14 protein-coding genes and 1 tRNA gene are annotated in these 14963 nt (G+C 40.5%); 8 read left to right on the plus strand and 7 right to left on the minus strand.

All coding sequences use genetic code 11. The features are described 5' to 3' along the window. Positions 1-415 precede the first annotated feature (415 nt). Positions 416-1324, plus strand: a complete 909-nt coding sequence (locus tag E0E36_RS21395) for an arginase family protein (protein WP_130857697.1) — start codon at positions 416-418, stop codon at positions 1322-1324. A 119-nt stretch (positions 1325-1443) separates the two neighbouring features. On the opposite strand, the gene E0E36_RS21400 is transcribed toward E0E36_RS21395, so the two are convergent. Both E0E36_RS21400 and E0E36_RS21405 read right to left on the minus strand, forming a co-directional pair. Continuing rightward, positions 1444-1519, minus strand: a tRNA-Lys gene (locus E0E36_RS21400). 61 nt (positions 1520-1580) lie between these two features. Then, positions 1581-2222, minus strand: coding sequence for a response regulator (locus E0E36_RS21405; RefSeq protein ID WP_013666808.1), 642 nt, complete (start codon positions 2220-2222; stop codon positions 1581-1583). 142 nt (positions 2223-2364) lie between these two features. Here E0E36_RS21405 and E0E36_RS21410 point away from each other — a divergent pair, with 142 nt between their 5' ends. Continuing rightward, on the plus strand, positions 2365-3411 hold the full coding sequence (locus E0E36_RS21410) for an RluA family pseudouridine synthase (protein ID WP_130857698.1): 1047 nt from the start codon (positions 2365-2367) through the stop codon (positions 3409-3411). A 43-nt stretch (positions 3412-3454) separates the two neighbouring features. Then, positions 3455-4321 (plus strand): aminotransferase class IV, encoded by an 867-nt coding sequence (locus tag E0E36_RS21415; RefSeq protein WP_013666806.1) that lies wholly within the window; start codon positions 3455-3457, stop codon positions 4319-4321. A gap of 66 nt (positions 4322-4387) precedes the next feature. On the opposite strand, the gene fmt is transcribed toward E0E36_RS21415, so the two are convergent. Continuing rightward, on the minus strand, positions 4388-5314 hold the full coding sequence (gene fmt, locus E0E36_RS21420; RefSeq protein WP_130857699.1) for a methionyl-tRNA formyltransferase: 927 nt from the start codon (positions 5312-5314) through the stop codon (positions 4388-4390). Between the two features lie 74 nt (positions 5315-5388). On the opposite strand from fmt, the gene E0E36_RS21425 reads away from it, so the two are divergent. Continuing rightward, positions 5389-6609, plus strand: a complete 1221-nt coding sequence (locus tag E0E36_RS21425; RefSeq protein WP_130857700.1) for an ABC transporter permease — start codon at positions 5389-5391, stop codon at positions 6607-6609. A 4-nt stretch (positions 6610-6613) separates the two neighbouring features. On the opposite strand, the gene mazG is transcribed toward E0E36_RS21425, so the two are convergent. Then, positions 6614-7417 carry a nucleoside triphosphate pyrophosphohydrolase gene (mazG, locus tag E0E36_RS21430; RefSeq protein ID WP_013666803.1) on the minus strand — a complete coding sequence of 268 codons (804 nt, stop codon included), beginning with the start codon at positions 7415-7417 and terminating at the stop codon, positions 6614-6616. Between the two features lie 2 nt (positions 7418-7419). Continuing rightward, positions 7420-9198 (minus strand): aminopeptidase P family protein, encoded by a 1779-nt coding sequence (locus E0E36_RS21435; protein WP_130857701.1) that lies wholly within the window; start codon positions 9196-9198, stop codon positions 7420-7422. Positions 9199-9434: 236 nt separating this feature from the next. On the opposite strand from E0E36_RS21435, the gene E0E36_RS21440 reads away from it, so the two are divergent. Then, positions 9435-9866 carry a hypothetical protein gene (locus E0E36_RS21440; protein WP_130857702.1) on the plus strand — a complete coding sequence of 144 codons (432 nt, stop codon included), beginning with the start codon at positions 9435-9437 and terminating at the stop codon, positions 9864-9866. Positions 9867-9914: 48 nt separating this feature from the next. Here E0E36_RS21440 and E0E36_RS21445 read toward each other — a convergent pair whose 3' ends face one another. Beyond that, the gene (locus E0E36_RS21445) at positions 9915-11012 is read right to left on the minus strand and encodes a mandelate racemase/muconate lactonizing enzyme family protein (protein ID WP_130857703.1); all 1098 of its coding nucleotides are present in this window, start codon (positions 11010-11012) and stop codon (positions 9915-9917) included. Between the two features lie 216 nt (positions 11013-11228). Here E0E36_RS21445 and E0E36_RS21450 point away from each other — a divergent pair, with 216 nt between their 5' ends. The 3 genes from E0E36_RS21450 to E0E36_RS21460 all read left to right on the plus strand — a co-directional run bounded on the left by E0E36_RS21450 (position 11229) and on the right by E0E36_RS21460 (position 14347). Further along, a complete protein-coding gene (locus tag E0E36_RS21450) occupies positions 11229-13247 on the plus strand; it encodes a thioredoxin domain-containing protein (protein ID WP_130857704.1) in 2019 nt (672 codons plus the stop codon). Positions 13248-13274: 27 nt separating this feature from the next. Further along, on the plus strand, positions 13275-13772 hold the full coding sequence (locus E0E36_RS21455) for an FKBP-type peptidyl-prolyl cis-trans isomerase (protein ID WP_013666798.1): 498 nt from the start codon (positions 13275-13277) through the stop codon (positions 13770-13772). A 170-nt stretch (positions 13773-13942) separates the two neighbouring features. Next, on the plus strand, positions 13943-14347 hold the full coding sequence (locus tag E0E36_RS21460; protein WP_013666797.1) for an EVE domain-containing protein: 405 nt from the start codon (positions 13943-13945) through the stop codon (positions 14345-14347). Positions 14348-14422: 75 nt separating this feature from the next. On the opposite strand, the gene E0E36_RS21465 is transcribed toward E0E36_RS21460, so the two are convergent. Further along, a complete protein-coding gene (locus tag E0E36_RS21465; RefSeq protein ID WP_013666796.1) occupies positions 14423-14947 on the minus strand; it encodes an acyl-CoA thioesterase in 525 nt (174 codons plus the stop codon). Between the last annotated feature and the right edge of the window lie 16 nt (positions 14948-14963).

The following is a 14963-nucleotide window of genomic DNA, read 5'->3' on the forward strand; positions in this document are numbered from 1 at the left end:
ATATATTATAGCAATTTTTAAATAAAAAACATCTAAAAAAAATACGATAAAAATCTATTATGAAAAAAATAAAGCAAAAAACAAACGAATATTCACAACAAAAAATAAAAAAATTCAAAAAATATCTTGATAATTGATTTTTTTACTATATTTGCATCAACAAAACGATATAAAATAAAAAAATATCATTTTGTTTGTCATATTGCCCCTCAGTTTAATATAGGTTTATAATTGGTTAGCAGAATAGCCCCTTTCCCAGAGGGGCTATTTCTTTTAGTATAGATTTATGGCATTTATTTTTTTGTTATTTCCACAAAAGCTTCTCTTTATTAAAAAACCACACCAAAAGACATTGAAAAATAGACCTTGATCTGTGAGATGATCTGGAACAAATTTTGCACATAATATCCCGTATATGGGCACACAAAACCTCGACATACAGATCCTAGCGGCACCTTCTATATTAGGGCTCCGTACAAATGGCGTGCAAGATTTGCCAGCCGCCCTGTTGAAAGCTGGCCTCGGCTGGCAGCTACAGCAAGAACATCCTGTACTACACCTTGCTACCCTCAATGCGCAGTACAGCGACAAAAGAGATCCTGACACTCGTTGTCTTAATCCAGTATCAATTCGCAATTTCTCTATCAAACTCGGAAAAGCCGTTGATTTACTGCTTGACAAAGGCCGCTTCCCGCTGATATTGGGCGGTGATTGCAGCATTCTTCTAGGTATCATGTCTGGCCTCAAAGTCCGCGGTAAATATGGGCTGATCTTTATCGATGCGCATGCAGACTTCTACGAACCCGAAAAGTCGGTGACCGGCGAAGTGGCCGATATGGATCTAGCAATTGTTACCGGTCGCGGACCGGACATACTCACCAACATTAACAACATAAAACCCTATGTAGAGGATGGCCACGTGATTCATATCGGTCAGCGGGATTGGGAAGAGACAAAAAAATATGGCTCGCAGGATATTCGCGATACCACCATCACTCGCTATGATCTGGAAAACATAGAAAAAGAGGGGATAGAACAAGTTGCAGCTGCTGTAATAACAAACCTTGACTCCTCCCTAGATGGCTATTGGATGCATTTTGATACGGATGTACTAGCCGATGAGCTAAACCCTGCAGTAGAATATCATTTGCCCGGCGGACTTGATTTTGAGCAGTCAGAATATTTTATTAACCAACTTTTATGCACCGGAAGAATCATAGGTTTTGATATCACCATCTTCAACCCCCGCTTCGACACCAACGGACAGATTGCCCAAAACATCAGTGATACCATCGTCCGCGCCTTTCGTTCCATTAAACGATAAATACGGGGAAAAGCATTTACTTAATACCGTGGCTTTGCAGTCCAAATTAGAAGCATTACAATCTAATCTGCCCTTATAAACAGAAAAAGCCATTTTTTCTAGAAAAATGGCTTCCCCTGTGGTGACCCCGGAGAGATTCGAACTCTCGACCCACTGATTAAGAGTCAGTTGCTCTACCAACTGAGCTACGGAGTCGTTATACTTTTCTTATTGGGAGCCCAAAGTTAGACTTTTTCTCAAAAAAAAGAACATTTTTTTATAATAATCTTTGCTGAAGCGCCTCTTTGATCAACTCTGCCACATTTTTTACTTCGAATTTTTGCAGCAAATTCCGCCTATGTGTTTCCACGGTTAAAGGGCTAAGAAAGAGTGTTTCAGCCATATTAGCCGTTGTCTTTCCTTCAGCGATCATAGACAGAATCTGTTTCTCCCTTTTCGTAAGCTGCGGAGGGCCTTTAAGTTCATTTAGAGTGGGTTTGGCAATAATTTCATTTACTTCCCTGCTAAAAGCGATTTCACCTTTATAGGCCGCCTTAATCGCATGAACGAGGTCGTCAACCGATACATTTTTCAACAAATAACCACTTGCTCCATTTTGCAGCATCTTCATAACAAAACTTCGTTCGGCATGATTACTCAGCGCTAACACAGAGACATTTGGAGCTTTAATCTTGATCTCTTTACACCAATCGATACCACTACCGTCCGGTAACATGACATCTAACAGCACAACATCCACTTCATGACCGGTTAAAAACGCCATAAACTCTGCGCCACTTATAAAGCAGTCGACAACTTCAATCTCGCTATGATTTGTCAAGAGCGTTTTAAGACCCTCGATAACGATCTGGTGGTCATCCACGATGGCTAACCGGATATTGCTATTAAGATATGACATGAATGTTCTATTCGTTTAATGCCTGTTGGATACAACCGCTAAAATGCAAAGAAATTTCCTTAAAGTAAAAGAAAAAGTCTGAACGGAAAGCTTATTTTTATCAGACTACTTATGAAAACTAAATAATATTTACTTTTGCACCATGGCAGAAGAAGTAGAAGCATTCGACATAGAAGATAACGGCGAACAGGATTTATTTGAACATTTACGGATAGTGGTCGATAAGGGCCAAACGCTGTTGCGCATAGACAAGTTCCTTATGCACCGTGTTGAAAATGCTTCTAGAAACAGGGTGCAAAATGCCATTGAAGCAGAGAATGTCTTGGTTAATAATAGACCGGTTAAATCCAGTTACAAAGTAAAACCTGGCGATCTAATAACAGTTGTATTACCTCATCCGCCAAGAGATACTGAAATTTACCCGGAAAATATTCCCTTAGATATTCGATATGAAGATGATGATCTGCTAATCGTAAATAAACCAGCGGGGATGGTGGTTCATCCAGGTTACAATAATTACACAGGGACACTGGTGAATGCGTTGGTTTATCACTTTAATCAATTACCTCAGCTACCAGGTAACGATGGCCGACCGGGGCTGGTGCACCGGATAGACAAAGACACCAGCGGTTTATTGGTCATTGCTAAAAACGAGTGGACGATCACAAATCTCGCCAAGCAATTTTTTGACCATACCATTCAGCGTAAGTATTTAGCATTAGTTTGGGGCGACCTTCAAGAGAACGGTACAGTTTCCGGATATATTGGCCGAAGCCTTAAAGATCGTCGTGTAATGTCGGTTTACGAAAATGAAGATAAAGGTAAGTGGTCCGTCACGCATTATAGGGTTCTTGAGCGTCTAGGCTATGTCACACTCATCGAGTGCCAACTGGAAACCGGCAGAACACATCAGATCCGGGCGCATATGCAGTCCATTGGCCACCCCTTATTTAATGATACACTTTATGGCGGTGATAAAATTTTAAAAGGAACTGTTTTTACTAAGTACAAACAATTTGTAGACAACTGCTTCTCCATCTTACCCCGTCAAGCCCTACATGCAAAAAGCTTAGGGTTTACACATCCTAAAAGTAAAGAACTCATGCACTTTGAAAGTGATTTACCGGATGACTTCGCCATATGCTTAGATAAATGGAAATCCTACGTGCAGTACGAACGAAGCAAGTAATTTTTTACAGAATTTTTTCCCTTTTTTTTCGTTAAATTAAACAATGAACGATAGATATATAAATCATAACGGAAGTTTGATGCTGGAAAATCAGCCCGCTATACAAAGTAGCAATAGAAGTTTAAGATATGGAGACGGAATTTTTGAAACCATGCGTTGGACAGATGGCGATATTCGTTTTCTTCAGTACCATGTTGAGCGACTTCAAGCCAGTATGGAACTTCTCCATTTAGAAGGTTTTGCAAAATTTGACACCTATTTTATCCGTGAAAAGGCGGCAGAGCTGGTTAGAAAAAATAAACTGGGGGCAGATGCTAGAATTCGGTTAAACGTCTACCGGGCAGGAGCAGGTCTCTACAGCCCTGAAACGAACAAAGCAAATTATCTTTTGGAAGCAAATCCGCTTGATCATGATGGATATCGGCTAAATAAAACAGGGGTAATCATCGATGTCTATCGAGAGCATAAAAAGTCGATTAACAGCCTCTCTCATCTGAAGAGCAATAATGCACTTATTTATATATTGGCCGGTATAGAGCGAAAACGCTTAGGTTGTGATGATATTCTTATCCTAAATAATGACGGGTTTCTCTGCGAATCGCTGAGTTCTAACATCTTCGTTTGGTATAACAAAACATTATATACACCGGCTTTAAGCGAAGGTTGTATCGCAGGTGTTATGCGTAAAGTTGTCATCGAAATGGCTAATGAGTACGGCATCGAAGTGGTTGAGGCACAAATAAGCCCTGAGATACTGCATGAGGCCGACGAAATGTTCTTAACGAATGCAATACATGGTATTTATTGGGTGATGGGATACAAAAAGAAAAGGTACTTCAACCATCTATCCAAAAGTTTACAAGAAAAATTGGGGAAATGGCAACTTGCCTCCGATTTAAATGAAGAGTAACGGTCATGAATTTAGAGAGCAGCGTAATTTTAGTCATTACTGCTCTCTATAAAAATTCCGAGATAATCACTCAAATCGCGCGCCTCTTAAAAATTCTTCGACGGACATCTTTTTCTTTCCCTCTAATTGAAGTTGGAGTACATCTAAGTAACCATCTCGTGTGGTAAATCGTAAGTAATGCTTACCGTCGGTCACGATGCTGCCAGGTTCCTTTTCCGGTGGTACGGGTCCCTTCAATGGACGACAAGCGAAAATCTTTAAAGTTTTACCCTGAAATACCGTAAAAGCAGCAGGGTAGGGACTCAGTCCCCTAATAAAATTATACACCTCCTCAACCGGCCTTTCCCATTGTATTTTACAGTCATCTTTAAAAATCTTTGGAGCATGCTTTAATTTCTGTTCATCGGCAATACTTGCTTGTGGTATTTCGTGATGTTTGTCCTCCTTAATAAGTTGCACCGTTTTAACCAATAATTCAGCTCCCACATACATTAATTTATCGTGTATGTCGCCGGCAGTGTCATCCGCTTCAATGGACACGCGTTCACTCAATAAAATATTACCTGTATCTATCTCATGTTGTAAAAGAAAAGTAGTGACGCCTGTTTCTCGCTCTCCGTTCATCACTGCATGATTTATTGGTGCCGCACCCCGATATTGAGGAAGGAGAGAGGCATGCAGGTTTACCGTTCCCTTAGGAGGCATATTCCAGACAACTTCCGGTAACATTCTAAAAGCTACCACCACTTGTAAGTCCGCCTGATAAGCGGCTAAAGCATTGATAAAATCGGGGTCTTTTAATTTATCGGGCTGTAAAACAGGAATACCTCTTGATAAAGCAAATTTTTTAACTGCTGATTCTTGTACCTTTTGTCCCCTTCCTGCCGGTTTATCCGCTACCGTAACGACAGCTACCACATTTTCTCCTGCCTCCAACAGCGCTGACAAAGAAGCAACTGCAAATTCAGGAGTGCCCATAAATATAATTCGCATTATTTTTCTGTTTACGTTTCTTTAAAAACACTTCAATCTTTACCTTTGCTAAGGTACAAAATATATAGTCAGACTTGAATTTTCCCTTATACTTAGCAAATAGGATTTCCAAAAGCGGTGCACGCAAGTACTCTAGGCTAATCGTGAGAGTAGCAATAGCGGGTATCATGCTGGGACTAGCCGTAATGATACTAGCTATTGCCATTTTAAAGGGCTTCAAAGGAAGTATAATCGAAAAAGAAAGAGGCTTTAATGGCGATATTACTATTTATAAACACAACTTGAACAATTCATACGAAAGCTCACCCTTTAGCATACGAACCGACAGCCTGCTACTAATTAAAAAAATAGCCGGTGTTAAAGAGCTTAATGCGTTTGCTACTAAGCCGGGAATTATTAATGCTGAAGACGAAATAGAAGGCGTTGTGCTGAAAGGGATTGACAGCGCCTATAATCAGGAAAAGTTGCGCAAGATACTGGTTGAAGGAAACGTAATCAATTTTACGGATAGCATACCTGCGCAACAACAAATACTTATTTCGCGTTATACTGCTAATAGGCTTAAACTTAAACTCGGAGATGACTTTCTCATGTACTTTGTTCAAGAACCGTTGCGAAAAAGGAAGTTCACAATCGTGGGTATTTATAACTTAGGTGTTGAGGAAATTGATAAAACCTATGTAATTGGCGACCTATCACTCATAAGACGACTAAATAAATGGTCGGATAACGAAGTGGGCGGTTATGAAATCATGACAAGCCATTTCGGAAAAGTAGAAGAAATAAATCAGCGAATATTGGATGCTTTACCCATTCAGCTACTATCGGTCACTGTAGTCTCTCAATTTCCTGAAATTTTTGATTGGCTTGCGTTACTTGATATTAATTCGCAAATTATCCTTATCCTGATGATTTTAGTGGCCAGTATTAATATGATATCTGCCTTGCTAATTCTCATTCTCGAACGAACAAATATGATCGGGATATTGAAAGCACTAGGACTTACCAACCTATCTATTCGAAAAGTATTTCTCTATAATGCACTTCGTCTTATTGGTCTGGGACTTTTACTTGGAAATATATTGGGTATCGGTCTATGTGTTTTACAGTACTATACGCACTGGTTTAAATTGGATGAAAAGGATTACTATATTTCATATGTCCCCATCGACATTGGTATTCAAGAAATTATGCTACTCAATATCGGCACAACATTATTGTGTTTATTGGCCCTTTTAGTTCCATCCGGTTTAGTAAGCCGAATCACACCTATTAAGGCCATTAGATTTAAATAGACACCTATTGTTGTTTTGCCTCGTTCCAGTAGACATCCATTTCTGCCAAAGACATATCTTTTAAACTTTTTCCATCCTCCTGTGCCCTTTTTTCGAGATGGCTAAAGCGTTGTATAAATTTTTTATTCGTTTTTTCCAATGCATTTTCCGGATTAATACCTAAAAACCGAGCATAATTGATCAACGAAAACAAAAGATCACCAAATTCCTGTTCCGCCTTCTCTAAATCGACCGCTTCACTTTTCGTGATATCCAGTTCACTTTTAAATTCCGCTAATTCTTCCTCCACTTTTTCCCATACCTGACTTTTGTCCTCCCAGTCGAAGCCAACGCCTCTGGCTTTATCTTGAATTCGATAGGCTTTCACCAAAGCCGGCAGACTTTTCGGAACTCCTGCTAAAACCGATCGGTTTCCCTCTTTTAACTTCAGCTGTTCCCAATTACGTTTTACATCTTCTTCATCTGTTACTTCAATATCTCCATAAATATGTGGGTGTCTATTGATAAGTTTGTCGCATACACTGTTAAGGACATCTACAATATCAAAATCATTCGTTTCTTCAGCAATACGGGCATAAAACACCAGGTGCATCATCAGATCGCCCAATTCCTTCTTTATCTCCGGCAGGTCTTTATCCAAAATAGCGTCCGCTAATTCGTAGGTTTCTTCGATCGTTAAGTGCCTTAACGATTCCATGGTCTGTTTTCTGTCCCAAGGGCACTCTAAACGCAATGTATTTAAAACTTCCAGTAAACGTTCAAAGGCTCTGGCGGGCGTATCTTGTTTAACAGGCGCAGTATGTGGCATATTTAAATGATTTGTGTTTTATGGGCTAACCATTGCCGATGTTCTTCATCTAAATGGGGAGATAAGCGTTCATAAACCATGTTATTATATTGGTTTAACCAATCGACGTGCTTTTGATCCAACAGCGTTTTATCAACCAAACCCGTATCAATATAGCACAATGTCAACGTCTCAAAAGCCATAAATTCACCAAATTCAGTTTCCTGATCGCGGATACTTAAGACTAAATTTTCGATTCGTATACCATAACGACCCTCACGGTATAAACCAGGTTCTATGGAAGTAATCATTCCTTCCTCAATGGCAATATCTATATTGGCCGTATTGAACACATGTGGTCCTTCATGAACGTTTAGAAAAAAACCAACGCCATGTCCGGTACCATGGCCATAATTTCTCAGTCTATCCCAAAGGGGCTTTCTAGTAATAGCATCTATTTGATACCCTTTGCTTCCTTTTGGAAAAATGGCAGTACTCCCTTCAATCATTGCTTTCAGCACCAATGTGTAGTCCATACGTTCAGCATCTGTTGTAGCTCCTAACGAGATCACCCGTGTAATATCGGTCGTTCCTGTTGTATATTGTCCGCCCGAGTCAATGAGTAACAGTCCTTCTCCTTTTAAGGAAGCATTACTCTCGTCCGTCGCTTTATAGTGGGGGAGCGCACCGTGTTCTTTGTAACCAGCGATGGTGTCAAAGCTCTCATTTACAAAGCCTTCTTGTTCTTTGCGAAATGTCAGCAATTTCTCAGCAATATTAATCTCAGTAAGTTCTTCTTTCCCAATTCTCCCTTCAAGCCACCTGAAAAATTTGGTAAGGGCAATGCCATCTTTAACCATCGTCTGCCTTGTATGTTCAGCTTCAATATCATTCTTAGATGCCTTTAGTTTTGTGCTGGGATTTAGCGCTTCGATAATACGTTCATATTGCGGAATCTGCGTATATACGGCATAACATGTCCGTTTGGGATCCAATAAAACAGTTTCACCGGCAGGCAATTGACTAAGCGCCTCTTCCAGTGTATCATATTCGGCAACCGCCACACCTTGTTCTTCGAGCCTTGTCTTATCGCTTTGGTCTAACTTGCTACGATCGATAAATAAAGTTGTTTTTATAGGTTCCAAAAGGGCGAAACCTAAAACCACCGGATTACATTTGACATCACTTCCCCGCAAATTAAAAATCCAAGCTATATCATCTAAAGATGAAACCAAGTGGTAACTGGCATTAAACTTTTGCATGGCCGCTCTTACTTTCGATATTTTCTCCGTAATAGTTGCACCAACAAGCTCTTTTTCAAGAATGTATGCTCTTTCTTTAGGCAGCTCGGGTCGGTCTTGCCAAATTTTATCTAACAGGTCAACGGTTCCATTGATCAAAATTTTGCGTGGCTGCAGTCGATTAATAAGTTGTTCAGCGATATAAACCGAGGCAAGCTTTCCATCAAATGCAACGGTATTCCCCGGTTCTAAACGTTCCGCAAGCCACTCAATATATTCGGCAGTACCCTGTGTTTTCAGCTTTACCAACTCAAATCCACTGCTTTTTAACTGTTCGTCGGCTTGTACAAAATAGCGCGAATCGGTCCATAAACCGGCAAAATCCTGGGTGATAACCAATGTCCCTGCCGAACCTGTAAAACCGGAAACAAAAGCGATGCATTTGAAGCGATCCGGAAGATATTCACTAATATGTGGGTCTGATGAAGGAATGATATAAGCATCTATCTGCTGCTCCGACATCTGTTTACGGATAGCGGACAGCTTCTCAAAATATGTCATAATACACGTAGATTTTGCGCAATTTACTAATTGTGGCACCATTACTAAAGCATTTTTTTGAAAAATGACAAGATACACAGAACATGTGTAGCACTTGTTTCTCCAATACGTTATCAAGAAAGGATAAAGCTATTTTTTATCAATTAAATTTTTATCTTTATCCTAAATAAGAAAGCAAATATATTACTCGATTTATAAATGTGGCTCACCACACATTTTAAAAAAAACAATTAAGTATGTCTCTTAAAATAACATTTTCTTTAACCGCTTCTTTGGCTGTACTATTATCGTGTGCAGCTAAAAAGAATCAACAGGCAGAAGCCGATTGTCCGCCGAAGCCCTGTACGATGGAATTTAGAACCGTCGGCGTAGTTTTTACAGATAGTAAAGGTGATACACTTCAGGTGAAAGACTTTTCCGTTACGCTTAAAGCTACGGGCAAAAAACTTCCAAGTGGCGCTGAACAGTCAACTGATGCTGCAAATCCCTTTTATATGATTGCATCTGATGGTGACAAAAGTGCACTTAGTGTGGAGGGAGATACGGTAGTCGTCAGTGGTACACATCCAAGTAGTGGACAAGTCAAGAAGACCGACTTTGTGATTAGCGGCGGACGCTGTGAATGTCATATAAATAAAGTTTCCGGACCGGAAAAGATCGTCTTTTGATAAAAAAACGGCAAAAGCTTCTCCATGAGAAGGCTTTTGCTGTTTACACTATACCGTCCAGCGTTCACAGCGTTCCAGAAATGCCGCATCTACTTCTGCACCTATTCCCGGACTTTCCTCGAGACTGATATCGTAGGCATCAAAGTGAGGCCCTCCAATAATGGGATCTTCAAGATGACCAATCATACAAGTGTCCATATCATGGTATATAACACCTTCACAGGCATAAGCGAGATGTACATTTGCTCCTAATGCCAGGCGGCTTTCCAACATACCGCCGATCATGCAAGGAACACCGTGTTGCTTTGCAACCCGGTGAATTTTCAGTGCTTCAAAAATACCGCCCGATTTAGCCAATTTAATATTAATAGCATCGCAACTTTTTGTCCCTATCAAACGTTCGGCATCCCAATGGTCGTAACAACTCTCATCTGCCATAATCGGTATACGAACCTTTTCCCTTAAAAAAGGCAATAAATGATCATCATAAGACCGCATGGGCTGCTCACAAAACTCGATGTTATAACTAGTTAAAGCCCCAAGCACCTTTAACGCTTCTTCGTAAGTCCAACCCTGGTTGGCATCTAAACGTATCGGAATATCATCTCCAACCGCCTGACGGATTGCTTGGATTCTTAAAATATCTTCCTCAGGGTTCTTCCCAAGCTTTACTTTTAAAATGGATGCGCCGTTTTTAACAAAAGACAACGCTTTCTCTGCCATAATGGTTGGAGCAGCGATGCCCACTGTAATATCGGTTGTTATGGGCCGAACTATGCCCTGTAAGTATTTGTAGAGCGGCTTATTTTCGTACTTAGCGGCTAAATCGTATAGTGCCATATCGAACGCGCTTTTTATTGTAGAATTTTTGGCAATAAAGGCATGAAGCTCGTTCATCCGTTCTTCTAATAAAAGTGCATTTTTACCTTTCCATAGGCGACTAAAGTCCCGCGCAAGCGTTAAACAGGTATCTTGTGTCTCTCCAACAATCATCGGAAACGCTGAACATTCCCCGTATCCGATTAATCCTACATCTGTGTGTATCCTTATCAAGGTGTTTTGAGCATAATCCATCGTGCCTGTCGCGATTGCAAAAGGCTCCATTTTGATACTAAATCTAAAAATTTCGATATGTGAAATCAGCATAGTTAAAAACGTAAAAAATGAAAAAGCCGGTCGTCCGTCGAGACCGAAAAAAGTTAATACATCCGACCATCAATCAATATAATTCGCAAGATAACTGTTTTCACCGAAGTGACCTTATTTTAAGACGAAATCCTTATTCGATCTAAAGAAGGTCAGCAAAAAGAAAAACCATTAATAATCATAAAATAACATTATAATACTACCTTTACATCTATTATGGCAAATCACCTTCAAAACGAAAGCTCTCCATACCTTAAACAACACCAACATAACCCGGTTGACTGGTATCCTTGGGGAGATGAAGCTTTAAGTAAAGCCAAAGCCGAAAACAAATTACTTATTGTTAGCATTGGCTATTCCGCGTGCCATTGGTGCCATGTGATGGAAAGAGAAAGTTTTGAAAACAAAGAGGTTGCCCAAGTAATGAACCGTCACTATATTTCTATCAAAGTGGATAGGGAGGAACGGCCCGACATCGATCAGATTTATATGACTGCCGTTCAGTTGATGACAAACAGTGGTGGCTGGCCATTAAATTGCATCTGCCTTCCGGACGGTCGACCGGTTTATGGCGGGACTTATTTTCGGCCGGCCGATTGGGTAAATGTATTGAACCAAGTGCAGGCACTTTGGGCAAACGAACCGGAAACGGCAATCGAATATGCTGAAAAGCTGGCACAGGGAATCACGGAAAGCGAAACTTTCAGAATCAGTAAGATTCCCGAGAAATACAGTGAAGATGATCTAAAAGAGATCGTAAAACCTTGGCAGCAAACTTTCGATCCGATAGATGGAGGCTACAAAAGGGCTCCTAAATTTCCTTTGCCAAACAACTGGTTATTCTTTCTTCGTTACGGCCACCTGGCAAATGACGCGGATATACTGGAGCATACGCATTTTACACTGCAACATATAGCTGCCGGAGGCTTATACGATCAGGTAGGTGGCGGCTTTGCCCGTTATGCGGTTGATGGACAATGGCATATCCCACACTTCGAAAAGATGCTTTACGATAATGCGCAACTCATAAGCTTATATGCCGAGGCTTATCTGCAAAAACCGGAGCCGCTTTATAAACGTGTGGTAGAGGAGACCCTTCAATGGGTCGATCGTGAAATGACGTCAGCAGAAGGCGCCTTTTATAGCGCACTGGACGCAGATAGCGAAGGTGTTGAGGGAAAGTATTATACTTTTCAACAAGAAGAAATCGACAATCTGCTGGGAAAAGATGCCGATTTATTCATCTCGTATTTTTCAATAACAGCAGCAGGTAACTGGCCGGAAGAAAAAACGAATGTACTGAAAACAAGGCTTGATGCAGACAAATTGGCAGAACAAGCCGGCTACAGTAAAGAGGAGTGGGAAACTTATTTAAAAGATATCAAAAAGAAAATACGCCACTACAGAGAGCAGCGTATACGTCCCGGCCTCGATAATAAAATATTGACAAGCTGGAACGCCATGATGTTAAAAGCTTATATAGATGCTTATCGAACATTCAATAAGAAGGAATACCTTACCGTAGCAGAACGAAATGCGCATTTTATTCTTCGTAAGTTGATCACTGAGGAAGGCACACTTTTACATCAACCTCAAACTCCTTTTAAAACGATAACGGCGTTTTTGGATGACTATGCGTTTGTTATTGAGGCCTTCATCGCACTTTATGAGGTAACCTTTAATAAAGCGTGGTTGGATCAAGCTAAATCATTGGCAGATTACACACTTGCACAATTCTATGACCGGCAGGCCGGTGCATTTTACTATACCTCCGACTTAACAGAAGTGCTGATTACACGGAAATTTGAAATAATGGACAACGTGATTCCATCCTCCAATTCAGTGATGGCACATCAACTAAATAAGTTAGGCGTAATTTTTGAGGATTCAACTTATAAGGAAATTGCAGCGCAGTTATTGGCTAATGTTTTTCCACAGATTAGAACTTATGGGTCTGCATACTCCAACTGGGCAATCCGCTTACTTGAAGAAGTGTACGGTTTCCATGAAATAGCGATTACCGGACCGCAATCAAATGATTTACGGATCGCTATCGATCAAAAGATTTATAGTCCCAATAAAGTTATTTTGGGCGGCGTAGAGGAGAACCTGCCACTTTTAAGAAATAGAGTTACTGAACGTAGTCTAATTTATGTTTGTAAAAACAATACATGCAGTTTACCAGTTGATAATTTAAAGGACGTAGAAAATTTAATTCTTAAACAGGAGGCCTAACAAGAAGGTTTCCATAATTTTATAAAAATGACCATTACACCAAACAGCGTAGTAGCGCTTACTTACAAATTGCACACCATCAACAACGGAGAAAAAGAGTTTGTTGAAGAGGCAGACAAATCGAATCCGCTTGTGTTTCTATATGGAGTAGGAATGATGCTTCCAAAATTTGAGGAGAATATCGAAGGTCTTAAGCAAGGAGACACCGTTGATTTTGAATTGTTAGCAGTGGATGCATATGGTGAAAAAGATGACAGTGCCGTTGCACAGCTTCCTGCTGATATGTTTAAAGAATCGGGCATTCCTCCGGTTGGTGAAATTCTTCCCTTGCAAGACAATCAGGGTAATCAGTTCCGTGCACGCGTGGTAGAAGTTAGTCCCGAAGCGGTCGTTGTCGATCTTAATCACCCGATGGCCGGACAAAATTTACATTTCGATATCGAGATTTTAAATGTACGTGAGGCTACCGAAGACGAACTGTCGCATGGACACGCGCACGGAATTGACGGAGATAGTGGACACTAATATTAGAAATTTCTTGTTCTTTTAAACGGGGCGCCATTGCGGCGCTCCTTTTTATTTTTATATCTCTTCTAATTTGAAGCATTAGCGGAGCGATCTTGAACTACAAAATGAGCACTTGTGAAAAAAAGTGAATTTACGTAAGTTCGCAGCAGCGATAGACTTTATTACATATGAATTATTTCCTGGTTAAATCAGAACCCTTTAAATATAGCTGGCAACAATTTTTAAAAGATAAGCAAACCTTTTGGGATGGCGTCCGAAATTACCAAGCGCGCAATAACTTGAAAGCAATGAAAAAGGGCGACTTAGTGTTATTTTATCATAGCAATGAAGGGAAAGAAGTCGTCGGAATTGCGAAAGTTGTGAAAGAAGCTTACCAAGACCCAACTACCAGCGATGAACGTTGGGTTGTTGTAGATCTGGCTCCGCTTCAAACCTTGAAGAAGCCTGTCACGCTGGAGACAATAAAAGCCGATGAGCAGTTGCAGGATATAGCTCTTGTAAGACAGGGACGTTTATCCGTGATGCCCTTAGCACCAGAAGAGTTCGATCGTATCGTAGCGCTTGGAAGCTAATTGTAGAAGGTTGGGAGGATAAAGGTAAATGTGTAAGAGATTTTACCTTTAACCTTATATCCTAAACCATATACCTTATTTAGCGCCTATTTGGTTAAAGAAATTGTATAGTTCACTGGCTTCTTCGGGTTTCATCTTCCCTGCAAGTATCAAACGTAACTGGCGGCGACGTAAAGCACCATCAAATAATTCTTTTTCTTCCTCTGTCTCCGGCACCAATTCGGGAACCGCAATCGTACGTGAATTCTGGTCAATTGCTACGAAAGTGTAAAAAGCCTCGTTTGACTTAATTCTACTTCCAGATGGAATATTCTGGGCATATACCTGAAGCTGCACTTCAACCGATGTATTAAAAGCTCTCGTAACCTTTGCCTCTATACTAATCACATCTCCCAACTTAACAGGATGGCGAAATGATACGTTATCAACGGACGCTGTTACGACAATCCGATTGCAATGCTTCTGAGCGGATATAGCTGCGGCTATATCCATCCAATGCAATAGCCTTCCGCCCATCAAATTATTAAGCGTGTTGGTATCATTTGGTAAAACCAGTTCATTCATAATAGTGAATGATTCCTTTGCAAATTTCTTGTTCATGCCGCAAAGATAGGTA

It is taken from the genome of Olivibacter jilunii (genome assembly GCF_900607235.1).
In the GTDB taxonomy this organism is placed as follows: Bacteria; Bacteroidota; Bacteroidia; order Sphingobacteriales; family Sphingobacteriaceae; genus Olivibacter; species Olivibacter oleidegradans.

Bases quoted from the DNA above. Each gene is read 5' to 3' on its own strand.
- E0E36_RS21450 (WP_130857704.1), top strand. From the start codon at position 11,229: ATGGCAAATCACCTTCAAAACGAAAGCTCTCCATACCTTAAACAACAC.
- E0E36_RS21465 (WP_013666796.1), bottom strand. From the start codon at position 14,947: ATGAACAAGAAATTTGCAAAGGAATCATTCACTATTATGAATGAACTG.
- E0E36_RS21440 (WP_130857702.1), top strand. From the start codon at position 9,435: ATGTCTCTTAAAATAACATTTTCTTTAACCGCTTCTTTGGCTGTACTA.
- E0E36_RS21395 (WP_130857697.1), top strand. From the start codon at position 416: ATGGGCACACAAAACCTCGACATACAGATCCTAGCGGCACCTTCTATA.
- mazG (WP_013666803.1), bottom strand. From the start codon at position 7,417: ATGCCACATACTGCGCCTGTTAAACAAGATACGCCCGCCAGAGCCTTT.
- E0E36_RS21410 (WP_130857698.1), top strand. From the start codon at position 2,365: ATGGCAGAAGAAGTAGAAGCATTCGACATAGAAGATAACGGCGAACAG.
- fmt (WP_130857699.1), bottom strand. From the start codon at position 5,314: ATGCGAATTATATTTATGGGCACTCCTGAATTTGCAGTTGCTTCTTTG.
- E0E36_RS21435 (WP_130857701.1), bottom strand. From the start codon at position 9,198: ATGACATATTTTGAGAAGCTGTCCGCTATCCGTAAACAGATGTCGGAG.
- E0E36_RS21455 (WP_013666798.1), top strand. From the start codon at position 13,275: ATGACCATTACACCAAACAGCGTAGTAGCGCTTACTTACAAATTGCAC.
- E0E36_RS21415 (WP_013666806.1), top strand. From the start codon at position 3,455: ATGAACGATAGATATATAAATCATAACGGAAGTTTGATGCTGGAAAAT.
- E0E36_RS21405 (WP_013666808.1), bottom strand. From the start codon at position 2,222: ATGTCATATCTTAATAGCAATATCCGGTTAGCCATCGTGGATGACCAC.
- E0E36_RS21460 (WP_013666797.1), top strand. From the start codon at position 13,943: ATGAATTATTTCCTGGTTAAATCAGAACCCTTTAAATATAGCTGGCAA.
- E0E36_RS21445 (WP_130857703.1), bottom strand. From the start codon at position 11,012: ATGCTGATTTCACATATCGAAATTTTTAGATTTAGTATCAAAATGGAG.